Source organism: Planococcus koreensis (genome assembly GCF_004761975.1).
GTDB classification, from domain to species: Bacteria; Bacillota; Bacilli; order Bacillales_A; family Planococcaceae; genus Planococcus; species Planococcus koreensis.
The window spans coordinates 1-20,182 of the sequence record NZ_RQII01000074.1 but is presented as its reverse complement, the minus strand read 5'-3'; the positions used below and the strand labels follow the sequence as shown (position 1 = coordinate 20,182).

Genomic DNA, 20,182 nt, shown 5'->3' with positions numbered 1-20,182 from the left:
TAATATCCGGAAATAAAAAAAGCGACCCGAAGGCCGCTTATTTCAATAATCGTCTGACAAATTTCACTTTATCTTTATAAGGAGGGAATAAAACATTCGTCGATAATCTCGTCGATTTTTTCAAAATCGATTTGGCATGCGTGAATGTTTCAAAGCTGTATTTGCCGTGGTACGAGTTCACGCCGGACGTCCCGATTCCACCAAAAGGAAGGTGGGCGCTGCCGACATGGGAAACCGTGTCGTTGATGCAGCCGCCGCCGAATGGCAGCTCGTCCAGGAAAAAGTCGATTGCCCGGTCATTCTCCGAAAACAGGTAAGCCGCAAGCGGTTTTGGCAATTTGCGGATTTGCCGCAGCAATGCCGGAAAATCATTGTACGTGATGACCGGCAAGATTGGGCCGAACAATTCGTCTTCCATCGACGGGCTGTCGAAATGGATATTGTCCAGCACAACGGGTTCGATGTACAAATCTGCCCGGTCGCTGTGGCCCCCGACAATGATGTTCGCTTTTTCTTTTTCAATGATGTCAACGAGGCGGTCAAAATGGCCTTGGCTGACGATGCGCCCGTAATCCGGGCTCTTCTGGGCATCTTTCCCATAAAAATTGCGGATGTTCGCCAATAGTTTTTCCATGAACTCATCTTTTACCGATTCATGCACACAGACATAATCCGGCGCAACACATGTCTGGCCTTTGTTCATCAATTTCCCCCATGCGACGCGTTTTGCCGCAAGATCGAGATTTGCTGTCTGGTCGACGATTGCCGGGCTTTTGCCGCCCAGCTCCAAGGTGATCGGCGTCAATCTTTCGGACGCAGCTTTCATGACGATTTTCCCCACATTGACGCTGCCTGTGAAGAAAATGTAATCGAACGGCGCATGGATCAGCGCGCTCACTTCCTCGCGTTCTCCCTCGACCACTCGGACGTAATAAGGCGGGAACGCCTCTTCCAGAATCGTGCGGATGACTGCGGCGACGTTCGGCGTCGTTTCAGATGGTTTGACGATGGCGCAATTGCCGCCGACGATGGCACCGACCAGCGGTTCCATCACCAATTGGAACGGGTAATTGAACGGGCCGATGACAAGCACCGAGCCATATGGTTCACGGATGATCATGCTTTTCGCCGGATGCAAGTGAAGCGGCGTTTTGACAGGTTCCGGCTTCATCCAGGAATCCACGTTTTCAATCATGTAATTGATGCTGTCGAGGACAAAGCCGACTTCTGTCGCATAAGCTTCAAATTCACTTTTCCCTAAATCTTGCTTTAACGCTTTGACGATTTCGCTGTCGTGGGCTGCAATCACGCTTTTCAAGCGGGCTAATTGGGCTTTTCTGAAAGCGGCAGGCTTGGTTGCACCCGTATAAAAATACTCCCGCTGTTGTTCAATCATATTCTCGACGTCTGTTGCTGTGAAATTCATCCTCTTACCTCCATTTTCGTTCATGCTCTTCTTTACCCTTTACGCAATGCGGCAATCATCCGTTATTCAATAAATGATCGACGTGCCGTTGGACGATCAGCCCTTCTTCAAACGGCACCAGCAAAGTGGATTGCTGCTGCAGCGATTCAAACAAGGTCGGCACTGGATCGAATTCAGTCAGCTCCTTGCGTTCTTCGTACTTTCTTTCTTCATACAAGTTCGACCAATTTTCCAGCGTCAGCACACCTTGATCGCCGTAAACCTTGAATTGCAGCAACTCTTTTTGTCCGATGCCGCTGATTCCCGACAACAAAAGCGGAGTGCCGTCCGCAATCACGCCATGGGCGAGCAACCCGGTTTCGCACAGGTCCGCTTGTTCCGGATACGTAACGATGTGGTGCTGAATTGACAAGCCGCCAAAAATGCGGTGGATCAGCTGCAGATAATGCGGGAAGACTTCGCGCACAAAACCGCCTTGGCTCCGCGAGCCGATCCAAGGGGTCTGCTGCCATCCGCGCGGCCAATCCGGGAAAAATGTCTGCAGTTCGACGCGCGTAATTTTTCCAATGCTTCCGCCGCGGATCCGTTTCACCATTTCATGCACTGCCGGCTTATACATCAGCGGAAAATGCATAGCGGTCCGAATGCGGTTTCTGTCTGCAGATTCCGCCATTTCCTGGCCTGCCTCTGCATCATGGGCAAGGGGCTTTTCGCTCAGCACATTGATGCCCGCGCTTGCCGCAAGTTTGGCGATGGAGGCATGGGAAGCTGGCGGCGTGCCGATATACAGCCAGTCGATTTCCGAATGCAATACTGCTTCCAGCGAGTCAGCTATGGGAACGCCGTAAGTTTCATTCAAATAATCCAGCCGCTCCTGCTGCTCATCAAAAACCGCTTTAATGTCCACTTTTCCTTCTTGTTGGATTTGCTTAATGATGCGTTCACCAACGATGCCCGCTCCGATCATACCGATTGAAATCATAATTCTCCCCTTTTCTGAAAGCCGAGTGGCTTATTTTCAATGTCCTTGTTTATTAGTGTAACCTTTCGGGGTATAGAATAGTCAAACAATTCAACTGGATTAGAGGAGGAATAGACGATGGAAAAACAAGCGAATTGGTGGGAACCTATTTTCTCAGGCGAACTTGAAGTCGGTATTGACAAAGACAAGATGGAAACAGCCGATCAGGAGTCCTTTCTGTATCATGCAGCTATCCCTTCCGACTTGGAGCAACAAGCATAATTGGCTAAGCTGATCATCAGACTTCGCAGCCACAGTACATAAAAACGCCTTTCCAGAAGCATCATGGAAAGCGTTTTGCTTTGTTGTCTATTCGACGCTGCGCCAAAGATAAAGCGCCGCATAAGATAAATAAGGGCTCCATTCCGGCAAATGCTGCAGGATTTCTTCAGCTTTCGGCTTATCTGCCCGCGCCCATTGGATTTTCAAGGCATTCTGCAAGCCGATGTCCGCCAGCGGGAATAGATTCGGCCGGCCAAGGCCGAACATCAGAAAACTCTGTGCCGTCCATGGTCCGATGCCGCGGTATGAAACCAGCTCAGCCGCAGCCTCTTCATCTGATTTTTGTGCCAGCTCGTCCAAACGCAGAGTTCCGGACGCGACCGCCTGCGACAGGCCGATGACGTATTCCGCTTTACGTGTGCTGAATTGGAGCTTTCGCAGCTCTTCAGGCTGCAGCGCTGCGATTTTGCCGGGCTCCGGGTAAAACCACACCCCTTCCTTTTCATGGCCATAGGTCTGGACGAAGCGGCTGGAAAGTGTGTGGGCGAACGACAAATTCAATTGCTGGTGGATAATGCTTTTCATCAACGCCCCGTATAAGGAGAATTCACGCACCAATGGCGTCCCTTTATGCTGCTCGAATAAAAGCGCCAAGCTGGTGCCGCTGAAATGTTCTGCGACCGGCTCCAATGATTGATTGAAATGGAAAATTTCCGAGAGATGTTCCAATTGGCCCATCTCCATGCCTTCCAGTAAAAAAACGGGATTCTCGCTTGTGCCTTCAGCTTTCACGGCCACAATATTGCCTTCGGGCATGGGAATACGAACGAGCCGCTCAGAAAGCGACACCGCGTGGAGCGGGTCGAGTGACAGCCGTTCGAGCACCCGGTCAAAGTCGTAATAGAATGGTAGTGTCAAATGCATTGCGATCCCCCTCTTTTTTCAAAGTTAGCCGAATGTGTTCGGGTTTGCAAGCAGCATCCTTGGAAAATATAATGGAGGAATAGGAGATGGACTAACTATGAAAAAATTTGCTGGTTTACTGCTGCTGATAACAGCCCTTTCGGGATGCGGTCTCGTTGATTCCACGGATACGGCGGGAACTGAAGACCAAATCGACGTGGAAGTAAGCTCCGTCATCGACGGCGACACCATAAAAATCATGTACGAAGGCAAAGAAGAGACCGTCCGCTACCTGTTGGTCGATACACCCGAAACCAACCATCCGCGGCTTGGCGAACAGCCGCTTGGCAAAGAAGCAACAGCGGAAAACAAGCGCATCATAAATTCCGGGGATGTTTCGATCGAATTTGATGTCGGAGAACGTTTCGATGATTACGGCAGACTGCTTGCCTACATTTACGTAGACGGCGAAAGCGTCCAGGAACAGCTGCTGGAATCGGGTATGGCGCGTGTCGCTTACGTTTATCCCCCGAATACCCGCCACCTCGACGCTTTTGAACAAGTGGAGCAAAAAGCGAAAGATGCCGGAACCGGTATCTGGGAATATGAAAATTATTCGACGAGCCGCGGCTTCAACTCGAATGCTTATGGAGGCACCACTCCACCGGCAGCAACTGATGACTGCCGGATCAAAGGCAACATCAACCGCAGCGGCAAGAAGATATACCATATGCCAGGAGAAGGTTCCTATGAACAAACCAATCCGGAAGAATGGTTCTGCACCGAACAAGAAGCACAGCAAGCCGGCTTCCAAAGCACCGGCCAATAATGGAGGAAGATATTGATGCAAGCAATCGTTTTAAGGTTCGACTACACAACGTCCAATAAAATAGAACACCTGCAAAAACAAGCGAATGCGGCGAGCCTCGACTCTACTGCGATGCTGCCGCCGCATATGACGTTGCAGGTATTTGAGCAAACCAATCCGGCTGACTTGAAAAATGCTCTTGCCCCTTTGGCTGAACAAACTGCACAATTGCCTCTGCAATTCGGCTCTCTTGGCTTTTTCAAGCAGCAAGGCGTATTCTACACAGCACCTGCATCTACTGACGCATTGAAAGTTTTCCACCAGGCCATCAACTTGGCGGCCCGCGACTTTACCGGCCAGCAGGATCATTATTTGCCGAACCATTGGGTGCCGCATGCGACAATCACAAAAAACATCGCTCCGCCATACTGGGGACCCATGTTCGCTCGCCTTTCCATGGAATTCGAACCGTTCAGCGGCAAAGCTGTCGCCATTGAATGTTGGTCGATCATGCAAGGAAAAGCACAAAACGATTGGAGTATTTTTCTTTCAGAATAGTTATTGACTTTTCACCAGGACGCGATATAATTATATTTGTCCTGGTAATTGAGATTCCTTAGCTCAGCTGGGAGAGCGCTACCTTGACAGGGTAGAGGTCGCTGGTTCGAGCCCAGTAGGAATCATAAGAGTACGAGAAAGAAAACGCGCAGCTTTCGAGCTTGCGCGTTTTTTTTGTGTTTTATTGCTTTTGCACGATTATATATTCGAATAAAATTGATTTTGCGGTGAACACGCAAAAAAGCGCTGCTCCGATTTTGTCGGGCAGCGCTTTTCTTATGCTTCTATTGTTTTCGGTGTTTTCTTTTCGCGCGACATCCATTGCAGAACAAACAGGATGATGAACGAAATCGCTCCGATCGTATCGGTCACGCCTTCTGGGTAAATCAATGCCAAGCCTGTTGCGAACGCAATGATCCGTTCGATCCAGTTCAGCTTGCGGTACCAAAAGCCGATTAATCCAGCTCCGATGGCTATCATTCCGGTGAATGCTGTTATCAGCACCCAAATCAATTCCGGCAGGGTCGTGTCGATCATCAGCAGCGCTGGAGACAACACAAACATATACGGAATGATGAATGCAGCTGCTGCCAATTTGGCAGCGATAAAGCCCGTCTTGATCGGCTCTCCACCGGATATCCCTGAAGCGGCGAACGCAGCAAGCGCAACCGGCGGAGTGATATCGGCAATGATGCCGAAATAGAACACGAACAAATGGGCAGATAGCGCGACCACAATCGGTACGGCAGCGCCGACCGGCTCATCAATCATCAATAACGTGATGATTGCCGGTGCAGCGATCGTTGATGTGATAACGTAGTTCGCCGTTGTCGGCGACCCCATTCCGAGGACGATTGCCGCCAACATCGTAAAGAACAGCGTCAGCAGAATGTTTCCGCCTGAAGCGGAAACCAGGCCGTTTGCCAAGCTCAATCCGAGGCCGGTTTTAACGACCACCCCGACGATGATTCCGGCAGCGGCAGTTGCAGCTGCTACAGCAAGTGCAGTTCTTGCACCGTCAACCAATGCGTGGATCATGTCTTTAAAACTCAATCTTGTTTCTTTATTGAACGCGCTGACAAGTATAGTCAGCAAAATGCCGTATAAAGCGGCGTGCATCGTCGGAATCCCGACAAGCAAGAAAACGATGATTGCTACAATCGGCAGCAATAGGTAAATTTTCTTCAAGACTTCTTTGCGGTCCGGCATCTCTTCTTTGCTCAAGCCTTTCAACCCGACCCGTTTCGCTTCAAAATGCGTCATGATCCAAACGCCGGTGAAATAGAGGATAGCAGGAATAGCAGCTGCTTTGGCAATTTCCCAATACGTAATGCCGCCGATGAACTCGACCATCAGGAATGCCGCGGCCCCCATGATTGGCGGCATGATTTGTCCGCCTGTCGAAGCGGCAGCCTCTACAGCGCCCGCAAATTCTTTTTTATAGCCTAATTTTTTCATCATTGGAATTGTATACGATCCCGATGTTACTACGTTTGCAACAGAACTCCCCGAAATCGTCCCTTGCAACGCACTTGAGAAGATGGCGACTTTTGCGGGTCCGCCCGTCAAATGGCCAGCAAGCGAAACAGCCAAATCATTGAAATACATGCCGACTCCGGTTTTCACCAGGAATGAGCCGAACAATAGGAACACGAAGATGAATGTAGCTGAAACGCTGATTGGCGTCCCTAGAATACCATCTGTTGTGTAGAACATCAGCTGAATGACTGATTCAAGATCCTGCCCTCGATGGCGCAGGAAACCTGGGAAATAAGGTCCGAAAAACGTATAGGTCAAGAAAATGGATGCAATGATTGTAATCGGCAAGCCGACAGCGCGGCGTGTAGCTTCAAGCGTTAAGAGAACCGCTAATATCCCGACAATCAAATCCATTTCTGTGACGCGGCCTAAACGGAATACTAAATCATCATACATAATCGGCCAGTATAAGCCGACACCCACTGCCAGCAAAGACAGCACATAATCATAAATTGCGACTTTCGCGCGGGCCCCATGGCGCTTGCGGGCTGGAAATAAGATGAAAATCAGCGATAAAGCGAATCCTAAGTGAATCGAACGTTGAATATATGCTGTGTATTGGCCAAAAATAGCTGTATATAATTGAAATAATGAAAAAGCGAGTAAGCCGTAGAACACAACATGCTTCATCGTGCCGCTCAAATCGCGGGTATTCGATTCGGGGTCGTACTTCTGCAAAATCTCTTTTTGCTTTTCCTCCGAAACGTAATGTTCATCTTCCGGCGGAAGTTTCTTTTCTTCTCTTTCTTCTGGCGACAATTTATCGGCCATCGAGATTCACTCCTTTTAATTGCTGATAGACTGAAATGCGCTGCACATTGAATGTGTATGACTTGCCACGTGCAAGTGTTTTTTTCAAATCGTATTCTTCGCCATCTGCTACAAAAAATAGCCCCGCATCCACATCACCGACAAACAGCCGGAACTCATCCATGCGCCTGTCCATTCCTTCAATAAAATACTTTCCGTCCTTTTCGACAAAGGTCTCGCCTTCTCCTGCATTTGAAGGCATGCCGATATTAAAATCCTCGTATTCCAGCGCTGTCAGTTGCAGTGAATCGCCGGGAAGGATTTTATAGCTTTCGAGCACTTCCGAGAGATGAATCGAGTGGATGTATTTTATTTGGAAAGATGGTTCTTTTATACGCAAATAGGCGGTGATATCGCCTGTCCGGTTGTCTGTGAATGTGAAGCTTTTCTGGATGGGTGCAAACAACAGAGCGGAGATGCCGAGAATGAAGGCTAGCAGCGGCAAGAGAATACGGCGCGCTGGCTTTGGCTGCATAAAAAGCCTCCTCTATCAGTGAAAAAAAATAACGACGATAAAGCTTCCGCTTTACCGCCCATTATCTTTTAGCTTTTATTGGTTTACTTCATCAAAATATTTTTGCGCGCCTGGGTGGATATTGATGCCGATTCCATCCAAAGCTGTTTCGGATTTGATGAATGCCGCTTTGGCGTGCTGGATTTGATCCGTGTTTTCATAAATCGCTTTTGTGATGTCGTAGACCAGATCTTCTGAAAGATCGTTTTGAACGACCAGCATTGCCAATACCGAAACCGTCGGCACGTCTTCAGTCAACCCGTAAGTTCCTGATGGCACAGTGTCGTTCGCGTAGTATGGGTATTTTTCAATGAGCTCTGTTGCTTTGTCTTCTGCCACTGGCACGATAACAACGTCTGCAGTTGCGCTTAAGCTTTCAACAGCGCCAGTCGGTGTTCCTGCTGTGATGAACGCTGCATCGATTTGGCCAGCTTGCAAGCTTTCCTGTGACTCGCCGAAGTCCAAGTTCTGTGCATCGATGTCGTCCATCGTCATGCCATGAACTTCAAGCAATTGCTCTGCATTGATATAAGTCCCTGAACCAGGTGCTCCGACTGAAATCTTCTTGCCTGCTAAATCGTCGAAGGTCGCAATGCCTGAATCTGCTGTTGTGACTAACTGGATTGTTTCAGGATAAAGGGCACCGATTGCCGAAACGGTATCGATTTTTTCCCCTTCAAACATATTCGTTCCTTCAGCTGCGTAGAACGCTGTATCCGTCTGAACGAATGCGATCTGCGCTCCGCCATCAGCCAAAGCCGTCATATTTGCTGCTGAAGCCTGGGAAGATTCTGCCGTAGTGTCAATGCCGGTTTCGTTTTCAACGATTGTCGCCATTGCCCCACCAAGTGGATAATACGTTCCTGTTGTTCCGCCAGTCAAGATGCTGAGGAATTCCGGATCCGCTGACCCTCCTGAACCGCCTTCTTCTGCTGTTTCTCCGCCGCCGCAGCCTGCTAAAAAGACTGAACCAGCCAACGTGATTGCCGCTAAAACCCCAAATTTCTTTTTCTGCATGAATTGACCTCCCCTTCAATAAATTAAATGTTTCCAATAATATCTTAACATGACTTTCTATCCAATTGCCATCTGATTTTGAAAATACAGGGTATCGTTAGTCCCAAATGATGCCAACTTAAGTTTCTGCGCCTTCCACATGACTCTCAGGAGCCGTTGCTTCGGGTGGAATGTCTTCGAACGTCATGCCTTTTTCTTCCAAATCTCGTGTGCGATGAGCAATCCTCGCTGAAGCACACGCTGCAATGCTGCATACCAAATCGTCGAGGAAAGTATGGACTTCTTCTCCTACCTTTGTATCAAGCCGATTGATAATGCCGCCTTTGTTTTTATCGAGATGGCCAAATGTCGTCACGGCGATGCTGCCATAAGTTAGAACCGCTCCCAGCCCGATCATTTCATCGACGCCGAACAGCCCTTCATCCGATTCTACAATCTGTTGGAGCGGTTGGGACAGTTTCCCTTGTTCAGATAAGACATCCAGCTCGATCCCCACGAGCAAGGCATGCTGCATTTCACGTTTTTGAAGGACGCTTTCAACGGATTCGACGCAATGCGCTAGCGTCAGCCCCGCATTAAATGGAAGCTGCATCTCAAGGACGATCTCCGCGATGTCTTCGACTGTCACTCCTCTGTTCCTGAGTGCTTCATGTGCCGCTTTTGTCACTTCTTCCGAATGGACTCTTGAATTCCCGCCGTTCATAGAAAAAACCCCTTTCCTGATAACGTATGCTTACATGGTGATTATACCAATAGCTGAGGATATGTTACAATTTTCATACAGATTCGAATAAGGAGGCATATGGATGAACAGAGGGACTGTGCAAGATATCTCGCTTTACAGCAACGAATTGCAGGAAGAGATGCAATTATTGGTTTACCTTCCTGCAAATTATTCACCATTATATAAATATACCGTCCTGATTGCATCGGATGGCAAAGATTATTTCCAGCTTGGGCGCATTCCCCGTGTCGTTGATGAATTGCTCGACAACAAAGAAATCGAGAACATCATCGTTGTAGGCGTCCCTTATAAGAGCGTCGAAGACCGCAACAATAAATACGAGCCCACCGGTAAACAGCACGGCGCCTATTTGCGCTTTCTCGCGCACGAACTTGCGCCTTACCTGGATGAATATTACCCAACCTACCAAGTCGGCATGGGCCGGACGCTGATCGGCGATTCGTTAGCTGCGACCGTATCGCTGAGTGCAGCACTCCGGTACCCGAACATTTTCGGTCGCGTCATTTTGCAATCGCCTAAAGTCGGCAAGGAGCTGCTTGCCTCCGTCGAGAATTTCAAATCCGCCCAGCCGTTCACGGTATACCACGTCATCGGCAAAGGCGAGACGGCTGTGAAATTGACATCCGGCGGAACTGAAGACTTTGTGGAACCGAACCGGCAGCTGAATGAATTAATGAAGAATAAAGGATTTTCCATCTTCTATGAAGAATTTGATGGAGACCACACGTGGAAGCATTGGCAGCCTGATTTGAAACGTGCGTTGGTTCAGAATTTCGGCATGTAGGCGGAATTCACTGCTGCCAACCTTTTTTTGATATAATGATCTATGAACTAGTTACTACTGACGAGGAGGCCTTTTTATGAAATATGGTGTTGTTGCATTCCCATCAAAAAAATTGCAAGACGTTGCGAACTCTTACCGCAAACGCTACGATCCGCATTATGAATTGATTACGCCGCACATTACGCTGAAAGATGCTTTTGAAGCAGATGAAGCACAAATCAAAGCGATGACAGAAGAAATGGCAAAAGTCGCTAAGCGCCACAAGCCTTTCACAATTCATGCAACACGCGTCAGCTCCTTCGCTCCACTGACCAATACCTTGTATTTCAAAGTGGATCCGACACCGGAACTAACAGCTATCCATGAAGATCTGCATTCAGACTTCTTTGGCGGGGCACCTAAGTTTTCTTTTGTGCCGCATATCACAGTTGCCCAAAAGCTATCCGATTCGGAACACGCTGATATTTTCGGCCAATTGAAAATGGTCGGAATCGATCATGAAGAAACCATCGACCGCTTCCATATCCTTTATCAATTGGAAGACGGCTCATGGACCGTTTACGATACATTCCGCTTAACAGGAGATGAAGTTTAATTGCTGAAAGTTAAAATCGCTGAAACTCCTGCTGAAAAAGAACAGGCTTTTGATGTCAGAAGAAAAGTATTCGTAGAAGAACAAGGTGTGCCATTGCATATCGAAATGGATGAATACGACGATTCCGCCACTCATTTCGTCGGCTTTAATCTGGAGCAGCCGATTGCAGCTGCACGGATCCGCGAAACCGAATCCGGCATCGGCAAGATCGAACGCGTCTGTGTACTTCCTGAGTACCGCGGACAGCATGTCGGCGTACTGATGATGAACGAAATGGAAGAGCATGCCAAAACCGCTGGCCTCTTCACATTAAAACTCAATTCGCAATCTTACGCGATTCCTTTTTACGAAAAGCTGGGCTACGAAGTCAGCTCACCGGAATTCCTCGATGCGGGCATCCCGCACCGGGCCATGGTGAAAAATTTAATGTAATCGATGCAAAAAAGCAGTTCCGCGATTTCTAGCGGAACTGCTTTTTTTGTACCTATATAAGAAACTCATTAATAGACTTTTCATTTCGCTTTAGGCGGACGCGTTCCGCGGGGGTGGGCATGAAGCCTCCTCAGCCCGCTATCGCGTGCTTACGGGGTCTCCATTGGCCCACTGCTCCCGCTGGAAAACGGGCTGTTTCGCAAAATATCGACTTTCTTATTTACTTATAAGATATGATATCCGCTGTCTACGTGGATGGTTTCTCCTGTGATACCGCGGGACATATCGCTAAATAGGAAGGCTGCTGTATCGCCCACTTCTTCCGGTGTCGTATTGCGGTGAAGCGGCGCTTTTTCTTCGATTTCGCGAAGAATCGTGTTGAAGTCGCTGACCCCTTTAGAAGACAAAGTGCGGATCGGCCCGGAAGAAATCGAGTTGACCCGGATGCCTTGGCGCCCTAAATCGGCTGCCAAATAGCGCACAGACATTTCCAGTGAAGCTTTCGCGACACCCATGATGTTGTAATTCGGCATGACGCGTTCGCCGCCGATGTACGTAAGTGCAACAATGCTGCCGCCTTCTGAAATCAATTCTTTTGCATAGCGTGCAACAATCGTCAATGAATACGAGCTGATGTTATGCGCCAGCAAAAAGCCGTCGCGTGATGTATCCGAGAAATTGCCTGCCAGTTCTTCAGTTTTTGCAAACGCGATGCAATGCGCCAAGCCGTCAATGCTGCCTGCCTGCTCTTTGATGGCAGCAAAGCATTGCTCTACGCTTGCGTCGTCGGTAACGTCACATGGCAAAATGATTTCGTGATTGCCATCGAGTGTCGCCACTAAATCGCGCACCGATTGTTCGAATCGTTCTCCAGCATATGTAAAGATCAAACGTGCGCTGATTGGTCCAGTGAACGTGCGATGCCCCAAGCGATGCTTCGTTTATTGGCAACTCCCATGATCACGTATGTCTTGCCTGCTAATGATATTGACATTTAAATTCCCCCTGCGCCTATTATTATAACCTGGTACTAATAATACATCATAAAAAAGAAAAGTGCAATTTGCACTTTTCTAGAGTTGATTCAAAAAGGTAGTTGCCAATCCCAGGTAAATCAGGATAGAGATGATGTCATTCAAAGTAGTGATAAACGGTCCGGAAGCAACGGCCGGATCGATTTTCAAGCGGTGGATCAATAAAGGAATGAACGAACCCGCCAGCGTCGCTACAAAGATTGAACTCATTACCGCAATCCCGACGAGCAGCCCGATCAGCAGCTCCCCTTTCCAGAAGTAGACAAGCCCTACGACAAATGCGCCGCAGACGACTCCGGTGATTAAACCGGTGCCCGCTTCCTGCAGCAGCAGTTTCAGTTTGCTTTTTTCTTCGATATCGCCAGTGGCTATACCGCGGACAGCCACGGCCAAGGCCTGTGTTCCACTATTCCCTGCCATTCCGGCAATCAGCGGAATAAACACCGCTAGCAGCGCCACTTGGTCAAGTGTTTCTTCGAACATGCCCATCAGGTTCGCTGTCAGCATTCCGAGGAAAGTCAGCAGGATAAGCCATGGCAGCCTTTTTTTAGCCGCAGTGAGCGGCCCTCTGTCAAACGTATCCATATCGGATACGGCAGCCAGTTTTGAATAATCATCCGATGCTTCTTCGTCCAAAACGTCAATGATATCATCGACAGTGATAATCCCCAGCAGATGATCCTGGAAGTCGACAACCGGCATTGCCAGGAAATCGTAATCCTTGATCATGCGTGCAACTTCTTCCTGGTCTTCTCCAACGGAAACGCTGACGACACGCTCGTTCATGATCGTGCTGATCAATGTGTCTTCATCAGAAATAATGAGATCGCGCAATGTCACAATGCCAGACAGCCTGCGGTCCTCATCGACAACAAATAAATAATAAATCGTTTCGGCATTCGGTGCTGCGTTCCGAAGAATATTCATGGCCGACCGGACAGTCGAATTTTTTGGTATTGAAACGAATTCGGTGGTCATGATAGAACCCGCTGTATATTCTTCGTAATGCAGCAAGTCTTTGATCTGCCTTGCCGATTCCTTGTTCATCACAGTCAAATAAGTGGCGACTTGTTCTTTGTTCAATTTGTTCAGCACGTCAACGGCGTCATCGGTATACATTTCCGACAGCAGATCAGCAGAATAATTCACGTTCATTTCCTTAAAATAATCTTCGTACTCATCATCGTCAAGCTCGATGGCTTCGAATATATCTGCCATTTCTTTAGGAGAGAGATACTGATACATCATATGCCGTATATCGTGGTCTGATTTCTCATAAAATGTCGCCTGGTCATATGGATGGTGCGACAGGAATTCTTCGCGGAAACTTTCAACGTCCCCTGTTTCAAGAAGGCGGTTCAAAAGTTCTTCATCCAATTCGGTTTCATGTTGGGATTTCTCTTCCATCATGTATGCTCCCTCCTTTCATTCTGGGTAGTCCCTGGTATACCATATAATACGTTACACTATGGTTGAAGATAATCAAGATGTAAGAGGTGAAATTCAATGAAATTCGATATAATCGGCGATATCCACGGCTGCTATAGTGAACTCCTTCAATTAATTGAAAAACTAGGCTATCAGCAGCGTGCTGGCGTCTTTGTCCATCCGAAAGGGCGCAGCTTATCATTTGTCGGCGATGCCATGGACCGCGGCCCCGACTCGCTTAATGTATTGAAGCTTTTGTTCCGTATGCAAGATGAGGGGCTGCTGTTTTACTCGCCAGGCAATCATTGCAGCAAGCTTTATCGGTATTTCAAAGGCCATTCCGTCCAAATCAGCAATGGCCTGGAGACAACATTAGCTGAATGGCGCAGTTTGCCGAAACAAGACCAGCTGACATTCCGCAAGCGCTATATGCAATTCTATGAGAAACTTCCGCTTTTTCAGGACCATCCTCCGCACTTGATTGTCGCACACGCGGGACTTAAAGAAGAGATGCTCGGCCAGCCGCTGTCAAGAGGCATCGCCAATTTCGTTTTATCCGGAGAAACGACCGGCAATTACTACGCTGACGGCCGGCCGATCCGCCGCGACTGGGCTAAAAATTACGGCGGCCAGCCGTGGGTGGTTTATGGCCACACCCCCACCGAAGTGCCTTATATCATCAACCGGACCGCGAATATCGATACCGGCTGCGTGTTCGGAGGTTCATTGACTGCATTGCGGTTCCCGGAGATGGCGATTGAATCGGTCCCTTCCCTTCAGCCTTATGCGCCTGAACGATTTTACCGCTTTACCTGAAGCAGAGCCGCCATGTCGTCGTGCAAAAGAGATTCGAAAAACATTTTTTCACCGGAAACCGGATGCAGCAATTCGAGCGAACGGCAATGCAATGCCTGCCGTTCGATGATGCTTCGCGAGCCGCCGTATAAATCGTCGCCGATAAGCGGATGGCCGATATGCGACAAGTGGACACGGATCTGATGCGTCCGCCCGGTATTCAATTGCAGGCGCAGGTGGCTGAATTCTTCGAAATCATGCAGCACTTCCACTGCAGTCTCAGCGAACTTTCCATCTTGCCTCACTTCCCGTTCGATGATGCTGCCATCTTTTCGGCCAATCGGTTCGGTGATCAGAAAATCTTTCTCTCCAACCGTGCCGTGGACAAAAGCCTCATACTGCCGCTTCATTCTCTTGCTTTGCTGTTGCAGCGAAAGCATATGGTGAATGTGGCGGTTTTTTGCAATGCACACAAGTCCTGACGTGTCGCGGTCAAGCCGTGTGGCTATGTGAAGCGTAGCGGGTACGCCATTGTCCTCGAAATGCTGGGCGACAAAATTCGCCAAGCTGCCGCCTGGGTGCTCACGCGAAGGAATCGTATTCTGCAGCGCCGGTTTATCGACGATCAAAAGCGCTTCATCTTCGTGGATGATTTTCAACGGGCCAGGCTCTGCCTTCAAACCGCCGCCGAGCTCTTCAAGCGGAAAAATAACGGTCACGGCATCGCCCTTTTCCACGATGTGCCGGACCGTTACTTCGGCGCCATTGACCAGTATCAGGCCGCCGCCGTATTTAACCGATGCCAATGTTCGCTTGGAAATACCCCAGTCGCTCAGGGCTTCCCTCAATATGCCGTTTTCTTTTGCGGCGTAGGTTAATTGAAATGGATTAAGCTGTTTCACTTTTATACCTCACTATCGATAAATGAATCGTGCACCCTTTTCCAAAATGGAAACGCCCGGAAACGTGCAAATCGGACCTTTTCATCCGCCACTCTGTATTCAATCGATTTTACATCTTTGTGAAGCAATTGCAAATGGTCCACAGTGACCATGAAGTCTGGCGCTTTGACCGGGCGCAGCGCGCAGCGGTGATGGGCTGGCAGCACAAGCGGAGAGCCCACTGTCCGGAATACACGATTGTTGATCGACGCCATTTCCGTTAATTGCATCGCTTCGAGCGACGGGTGGATGATGGCGCCTCCCAGCGCCTTATTATATGCCGTACTGCCAGACGGTGTGGACATGCACAAACCGTCTCCACGGAAACGCTCAAAATGGCTTTCGTTCAGGAACACATCCATGACAAGCGTAACGTCCGGCGATTTCACAGTCGACTCGTTCAGTGCCAGGTACACCACCGGCTCATTTTTGTTTTGGTAATGGATGCTGACTTCCACTAACGGATATTCAATGACTTCATATTCCTTTTTAGCGATCGACAACACCAGTTTTTCAATTTCAATCGGTTTCCAATCGGCATAAAAACCCAAATGGCCCGTGTGGATGCCGACAAATGCGACAGAAGATATCTGGTCGCGGTATTTATGGAACGCATGCAGCAATGTGCCGTCGCCGCCGATCGATAGCACGACATCCGGCGACTCTTCGTTCCATTCCATGCCGAAATCCTGCAGGTAAGCGCGGGCTGTCGCCATCAATTCGTTTGATAGATCATCGCTTCTGGATTGGATATAAAATTTCATTGGCTTTTTTTCCCTCCTTGGCGGTCTGTTGGAAAATGGGTACTCGCGGCGTCTTTGAATTCTGTGAAATAAGCCTGCGCTTCCTGGATTTCGTCCCGGATTTGGGACATCTCTTCATCTAACTGGAATGCCGCCTCCGCAGCACGCTGCAGCCGGATTTTGATTTCTTCCGGGAACACGCCTTTGTATTTATAATTCAATGAATGCTCAATTGATGCCCAGAAGTTCATTGCCAATGTACGGATTTGGATTTCAGCAAGGATAAGCTTTTCGCCTTTGATCGTCTGGACAGGATACTCAACAATGACGTGATACGAACGGTAGCCGCTCTGCTTTTCGTGGGAAATATAATCTTTTTCCTCCACTATGCGCAAATCATTGCGCTGGCGCAGCAGCCCGACAACTGTTTCAATATCGCCGACAAACTGGCACATCATCCGCAATCCAGCGATATCCTGCAATTGGTGCGCTAAATCATCCGAAGGCTCGAATGGAATGCCTTTTTCAAGCGTCTTGTCGTAAATGCTGGCGAGCGGTTTGACCCGCCCGGTTACAAACTCTATCGGAGAATTCGAATTATCCGTTTCAAATTGTTGGCGCATTCCTTTGAATTTTATCTTCAATTCATCTACCGCCTGTTTATACGGCGCTAAAAACCGATCCCATTGACCCATGCTGTATCCACTCCAATTCTTTCTATGCTCGAGAAGCCAAAGCCTCTTTAAAAGCTTTTTCAACGGCTGAGCTGAATGCACCGCCGTAATTGTCGTTACCTTCTATATTCTCCAAGAGCATCCACAATTCCTCGTGGTAGGAAGCCAAGGGCATGATTTGTTCCCCCCATTGCAGCAATGGCACTTCTTTGCGCTGCAATGCGGCAAGCATCGCTGGCCATAAAACTTCCTTGAATTGCATATAAATATAATCAGTGCCTGTGTCCAATAAATAGACAAAAGCGTGGCCGTCCGAATCCGCAATCATGCGGCCCGAAGCTTCCAATGCTTCAAAAGGCTCCTGTGCTTCAACGATGAATTGAATCCCTTCATCTGAAATAATTCCGTTCTGGACTTCTACAAGTTTACGCAATGGAATTCTCCCTTTCCTGCTGGCAATATATAGTGATATTTTAACACAGCTCCCACATCCGTTGCAGTTACACCCGAATTATCCCATAATAAATCATACGAGAGAGGTGCTGCGACATGTCAAAAGAACTTGAAATCGAATTCAAAAATATGCTCCAACAAGAAGAATACGAAAAATTAGCTGCCCATTATGGATTTTCAGAAAGTGATGTAAAAACGCAGGAAAACTTTTACTTCGATACCCCGGATTTCCAGTTGAAAAACTTGAAATCCGCATTGCGGATCCGAAAAAAACAGGACGGCTTTGAATGCACGCTTAAAACTCCTGCTGCCCACGGCCATTTCGAAATTACCGATGCCCTGGCGGAAGACCAGGCAACAGCCATGATCGAAGGGCAAACTTTTCAAGCGCCTGAGGTCTGCGCAGCTTTGGCGGAGTTGTCCGTTTCCCCGGATGCCCTACAATTGATCGGCGCATTGACCACCCACCGCATGGAAATGGAAACAGCGGATGGGCTGTTGGTGCTCGACCATTCGGAATATGCCGGAACGGAAGACTATGAAATTGAGTTTGAAGTAAAAGAGGCTGCAGCAGGCGAAAAGCATTTCTATGATTTACTGAAAAGCCACAGCATTCCTGTGCGCCATGCCAACAAAAAAATAGCCCGATTTATGGCCGCCGCAGAGCGCAGGCAGCAAGGGGGGCTTTAAGCGAACGAACGTTTCCATATTTCCCCAATAAGTCTATATTGTTTGAGAAAATCCCACTCCGTTGTTAGAATGAATTTACAGCTAAAGCAAAGGAGACACAATAATGACTGGAAAACCGATTATTCCGTACGAAGAAATTGGTGCGGAACGCTTGTCTCAACTAGTAGACGCATTTTATGCCCGCGTCGCCAATCATCCAAAGCTGCAGCCTATATTCCCTAGCGACTTAACTGAAACAGCACGAAAACAAAAACAATTCTTGACCCAATATTTAGGGGGCCCGAACATCTATTCTGAAGAACACGGGCATCCCCGCCTGAAAGCGCGCCACCACCCTTTTCCAATCACTCCAGACAGAGCACAGGCATGGCTTGAATGCATGCACGAAGCGATGGATGAAGTAGGTTTGGAAGGAAAGTTTCGGGAAGTCTTCTTTCAGCGGCTTGTTTTGACCGCTCATCATATGGTGAACGAGCGCGACAGCGAGGAGGAATTAGAGTGAACGATTTGGATTTAGCTACACCCTCAGACGTCCTCACTAAGACGTCCAAACCGATGGAATTATATGTTTTTCTTGATCCCTTGAATCCAGAATGCTGGGAACTCCAAGCGATTATCCGCAAGCTGCAAATTGAATACGGCCATTATTTTTCAATGCGTTTTGTTATCAGCACGAAATTATTCAATTTGAACAAAGCGGGTGCCGCGCCGATCATTGACACCGACCGGCTTTCCCATCCTGTATTGGCTTCTGTGGCAGTTAAAGCCGCTGAGCTTCAGGGCAAACGCGCCGGCAACCGGTTCCTGCACAAATTGCAGGAGTATTTGCTGCTCCAGACTAAGGACGTCTCTTCTTATTCAATTTTGTTGGAAATTGCGGAAGAATCCCAGCTGGACCCGGAAGAATTCCAAAAAGATTTCCATTCTGTCCATACGGCCAAAGCTTTCCAATGTGATTTGCACATCACACGGGAGATGGAAATCGACGAAGTGCCAAGTATTGTTTTTTTCAACGAATGCATAGAAGACGAAGGCGTGAAAGTTTCCGGACTTTATACTTACGAAGTTTATCAAGCCATTATGCAGGAAATGTTAGGCAATAAAAACTTAAACCGCCAACCGCCGCCATCACTCGACGAGCTGTTCCTGAAGTATTCCACCATGGCGACAAAAGAAGTTGCTTCCATTTATAATATTTCCGAACAAACTGCCGAATGCGAATTGAAGAAAAAAGTCCTTCAGCAAAAATTGGACCGCATCACTTTGCCAGATCAAACTCTTTGGACTTTAAAATAACAGCCACTGCACTAAATTGAACTTCTATTATAGAAAAAAGCGGAGCAGGATCCCGAATGGGTTCCTGCTCCGCTTTTTTTCATGAAACGATGAAAGGCGCCTTCCACGTCCGGAAGGCGCCTTTCCATATTACACAAAGGGGATGGGAGAAATGTTCACGCTCAAACAAAGGGGTGTATGTTTGTATGTGATTTATTTCACAACTTAACTTTATCACGGAATAATAGTTAATGCAATAATTCACAAAGGAATTCACAAATTTGTCATATTGCGCGGATCAAGCCCAGGTGCTGTTAAGTGGAGCTTAAGAAGCAAGGTATTGAAAGCCGCTCCGGACGTGTTGGGCAAAGCTCCCACAATGAGCCGGAAAGAACCCCCGTCTCATTACTAAGAAACTTTCTGCTTCTATCCTTGTCCCCGTCCCTGCAACGCTTCGCTAGCTTCGGGACACTGAAGTGTGTTGCAATGCTTCGCTAGCTTCGGCACATGAAAAACCAGTTGCATCTCTACGCTAGATTCGAAACATTGAGTGCGTTGCAGCGCTATGCGCTTCTTCTAAAAATGCACTCCCCAACACTTGGGTCCATGCCTTCGCAGTTTTTTTGCGAAATATTGATTATGAATATACAAAAGGGCTACTTATCTAGTGTTTAATTTGAAGCAAATGAATCTTTTTTCTTCAAAAAACTATTTTGAAATAACAAAAGCCGGAAGCTGCTTTGTAATTGCAGCTCCCGGCCAGTCTGTTATTTTT

General features: G+C 48.1%; 22 protein-coding genes, 1 tRNA gene and 1 pseudogene. 11 read left to right on the top strand and 13 right to left on the bottom strand.

The annotated features are described in order from the left end of the window. Nucleotides 1-37: 37 nt before the first annotated feature. Complete coding sequence (locus EGV91_RS16415; protein ID WP_135505627.1) at nucleotides 38-1,426, bottom strand: aldehyde dehydrogenase; 1,389 nt, start codon at nucleotides 1,424-1,426, stop codon at nucleotides 38-40. 55 nt (nucleotides 1,427-1,481) lie between these two features. After that, entirely contained in the window at nucleotides 1,482-2,408 is a 927-nt protein-coding gene (locus EGV91_RS16410) for a Gfo/Idh/MocA family protein (RefSeq protein WP_135505625.1), read from the bottom strand. A gap of 117 nt (nucleotides 2,409-2,525) precedes the next feature. Here EGV91_RS16410 and EGV91_RS17235 point away from each other — a divergent pair, with 117 nt between their 5' ends. Beyond that, the gene (locus EGV91_RS17235; RefSeq protein ID WP_175580331.1) at nucleotides 2,526-2,669 is read left to right on the top strand and encodes a hypothetical protein; all 144 of its coding nucleotides are present in this window, start codon (nucleotides 2,526-2,528) and stop codon (nucleotides 2,667-2,669) included. An 87-nt stretch (nucleotides 2,670-2,756) separates the two neighbouring features. Here the strand turns inward: EGV91_RS17235 and EGV91_RS16405 are convergent, their stop codons facing one another. After that, on the bottom strand, nucleotides 2,757-3,593 hold the full coding sequence (locus tag EGV91_RS16405) for a DNA-3-methyladenine glycosylase family protein (RefSeq protein ID WP_135505623.1): 837 nt from the start codon (nucleotides 3,591-3,593) through the stop codon (nucleotides 2,757-2,759). A gap of 97 nt (nucleotides 3,594-3,690) precedes the next feature. Here EGV91_RS16405 and EGV91_RS16400 point away from each other — a divergent pair, with 97 nt between their 5' ends. The 3 genes from EGV91_RS16400 to EGV91_RS16390 all read left to right on the top strand — a co-directional run bounded on the left by EGV91_RS16400 (nucleotide 3,691) and on the right by EGV91_RS16390 (nucleotide 5,063). Beyond that, the gene (locus EGV91_RS16400) at nucleotides 3,691-4,401 is read left to right on the top strand and encodes a thermonuclease family protein (RefSeq protein WP_135505621.1); all 711 of its coding nucleotides are present in this window, start codon (nucleotides 3,691-3,693) and stop codon (nucleotides 4,399-4,401) included. Between the two features lie 15 nt (nucleotides 4,402-4,416). Further along, the gene (locus tag EGV91_RS16395) at nucleotides 4,417-4,938 is read left to right on the top strand and encodes a 2'-5' RNA ligase family protein (RefSeq protein WP_135505619.1); all 522 of its coding nucleotides are present in this window, start codon (nucleotides 4,417-4,419) and stop codon (nucleotides 4,936-4,938) included. A 52-nt stretch (nucleotides 4,939-4,990) separates the two neighbouring features. Further along, a tRNA-Val gene (locus EGV91_RS16390) sits at nucleotides 4,991-5,063 on the top strand. A gap of 151 nt (nucleotides 5,064-5,214) precedes the next feature. On the opposite strand, the gene EGV91_RS16385 is transcribed toward EGV91_RS16390, so the two are convergent. The 4 genes from EGV91_RS16385 to EGV91_RS16370 all read right to left on the bottom strand — a co-directional run bounded on the left by EGV91_RS16385 (nucleotide 5,215) and on the right by EGV91_RS16370 (nucleotide 9,521). Beyond that, nucleotides 5,215-7,248 carry a TRAP transporter permease gene (locus tag EGV91_RS16385; protein ID WP_135505617.1) on the bottom strand — a complete coding sequence of 678 codons (2,034 nt, stop codon included), beginning with the start codon at nucleotides 7,246-7,248 and terminating at the stop codon, nucleotides 5,215-5,217. After that, nucleotides 7,238-7,762, bottom strand: a complete 525-nt coding sequence (locus tag EGV91_RS16380; RefSeq protein ID WP_135505616.1) for a DUF1850 domain-containing protein — start codon at nucleotides 7,760-7,762, stop codon at nucleotides 7,238-7,240. The genes EGV91_RS16385 and EGV91_RS16380 overlap by 11 nt, the downstream gene beginning before the upstream one ends. Nucleotides 7,763-7,837: 75 nt before the next feature. After that, on the bottom strand, nucleotides 7,838-8,818 hold the full coding sequence (locus tag EGV91_RS16375) for a TAXI family TRAP transporter solute-binding subunit (protein WP_135505614.1): 981 nt from the start codon (nucleotides 8,816-8,818) through the stop codon (nucleotides 7,838-7,840). A gap of 118 nt (nucleotides 8,819-8,936) precedes the next feature. Further along, nucleotides 8,937-9,521, bottom strand: coding sequence for a phosphatidylglycerophosphatase A family protein (locus EGV91_RS16370; RefSeq protein WP_135505612.1), 585 nt, complete (start codon nucleotides 9,519-9,521; stop codon nucleotides 8,937-8,939). 103 nt (nucleotides 9,522-9,624) lie between these two features. Here EGV91_RS16370 and EGV91_RS16365 point away from each other — a divergent pair, with 103 nt between their 5' ends. From EGV91_RS16365 to EGV91_RS16355, 3 genes are all read left to right on the top strand, one after another. Beyond that, complete coding sequence (locus EGV91_RS16365) at nucleotides 9,625-10,347, top strand: alpha/beta hydrolase (RefSeq protein WP_135505610.1); 723 nt, start codon at nucleotides 9,625-9,627, stop codon at nucleotides 10,345-10,347. Between the two features lie 76 nt (nucleotides 10,348-10,423). Then, a complete protein-coding gene (locus EGV91_RS16360; protein ID WP_135505608.1) occupies nucleotides 10,424-10,942 on the top strand; it encodes a YjcG family protein in 519 nt (172 codons plus the stop codon). Further along, nucleotides 10,943-11,374 (top strand): GNAT family N-acetyltransferase, encoded by a 432-nt coding sequence (locus EGV91_RS16355; protein ID WP_135505606.1) that lies wholly within the window; start codon nucleotides 10,943-10,945, stop codon nucleotides 11,372-11,374. 224 nt (nucleotides 11,375-11,598) lie between these two features. Here EGV91_RS16355 and fabI read toward each other — a convergent pair. Further along, nucleotides 11,599-12,368 (bottom strand): annotated as a pseudogene (fabI, locus tag EGV91_RS16350) (enoyl-ACP reductase FabI). A 79-nt stretch (nucleotides 12,369-12,447) separates the two neighbouring features. Further along, nucleotides 12,448-13,818, bottom strand: a complete 1,371-nt coding sequence (mgtE, locus tag EGV91_RS16345; protein WP_135505604.1) for a magnesium transporter — start codon at nucleotides 13,816-13,818, stop codon at nucleotides 12,448-12,450. A 96-nt stretch (nucleotides 13,819-13,914) separates the two neighbouring features. Between mgtE and prpE the strand changes: the two genes are divergently transcribed. Continuing rightward, the gene (gene prpE / locus EGV91_RS16340; RefSeq protein WP_135505602.1) at nucleotides 13,915-14,652 is read left to right on the top strand and encodes a bis(5'-nucleosyl)-tetraphosphatase PrpE; all 738 of its coding nucleotides are present in this window, start codon (nucleotides 13,915-13,917) and stop codon (nucleotides 14,650-14,652) included. Here prpE and EGV91_RS16335 read toward each other — a convergent pair. The 4 genes from EGV91_RS16335 to EGV91_RS16320 are packed head-to-tail and all read right to left on the bottom strand — an operon-like array spanning nucleotide 14,637 to nucleotide 17,422. Then, nucleotides 14,637-15,533 carry an RluA family pseudouridine synthase gene (locus EGV91_RS16335; RefSeq protein WP_135505600.1) on the bottom strand — a complete coding sequence of 299 codons (897 nt, stop codon included), beginning with the start codon at nucleotides 15,531-15,533 and terminating at the stop codon, nucleotides 14,637-14,639. The genes prpE and EGV91_RS16335 overlap by 16 nt on opposite strands. Before the next feature lie 2 nt (nucleotides 15,534-15,535). Beyond that, nucleotides 15,536-16,336 carry an NAD kinase gene (locus tag EGV91_RS16330; protein ID WP_135505598.1) on the bottom strand — a complete coding sequence of 267 codons (801 nt, stop codon included), beginning with the start codon at nucleotides 16,334-16,336 and terminating at the stop codon, nucleotides 15,536-15,538. Continuing rightward, nucleotides 16,333-17,010, bottom strand: coding sequence for a GTP diphosphokinase (gene yjbM, locus EGV91_RS16325; protein ID WP_135505596.1), 678 nt, complete (start codon nucleotides 17,008-17,010; stop codon nucleotides 16,333-16,335). The genes EGV91_RS16330 and yjbM overlap by 4 nt, the downstream gene beginning before the upstream one ends. A gap of 22 nt (nucleotides 17,011-17,032) precedes the next feature. Then, complete coding sequence (locus tag EGV91_RS16320) at nucleotides 17,033-17,422, bottom strand: UPF0738 family protein (protein WP_135505594.1); 390 nt, start codon at nucleotides 17,420-17,422, stop codon at nucleotides 17,033-17,035. A gap of 116 nt (nucleotides 17,423-17,538) precedes the next feature. Between EGV91_RS16320 and EGV91_RS16315 the strand changes: the two genes are divergently transcribed. The 3 genes from EGV91_RS16315 (at nucleotide 17,539) to EGV91_RS16305 (ending at nucleotide 19,428) form a co-directional block, all read left to right on the top strand. Beyond that, complete coding sequence (locus EGV91_RS16315) at nucleotides 17,539-18,132, top strand: CYTH domain-containing protein (RefSeq protein ID WP_135505592.1); 594 nt, start codon at nucleotides 17,539-17,541, stop codon at nucleotides 18,130-18,132. A gap of 103 nt (nucleotides 18,133-18,235) precedes the next feature. After that, a complete protein-coding gene (locus EGV91_RS16310; RefSeq protein WP_135505590.1) occupies nucleotides 18,236-18,634 on the top strand; it encodes a globin domain-containing protein in 399 nt (132 codons plus the stop codon). Then, nucleotides 18,631-19,428: a ClpXP adapter SpxH family protein gene (locus tag EGV91_RS16305; RefSeq protein ID WP_135505588.1), complete on the top strand. Its 798-nt coding sequence runs from the start codon at nucleotides 18,631-18,633 to the stop codon at nucleotides 19,426-19,428. Before EGV91_RS16310 ends, EGV91_RS16305 begins: the two co-directional genes overlap by 4 nt. The last annotated feature ends 754 nt before the right edge of the window (nucleotides 19,429-20,182 follow it).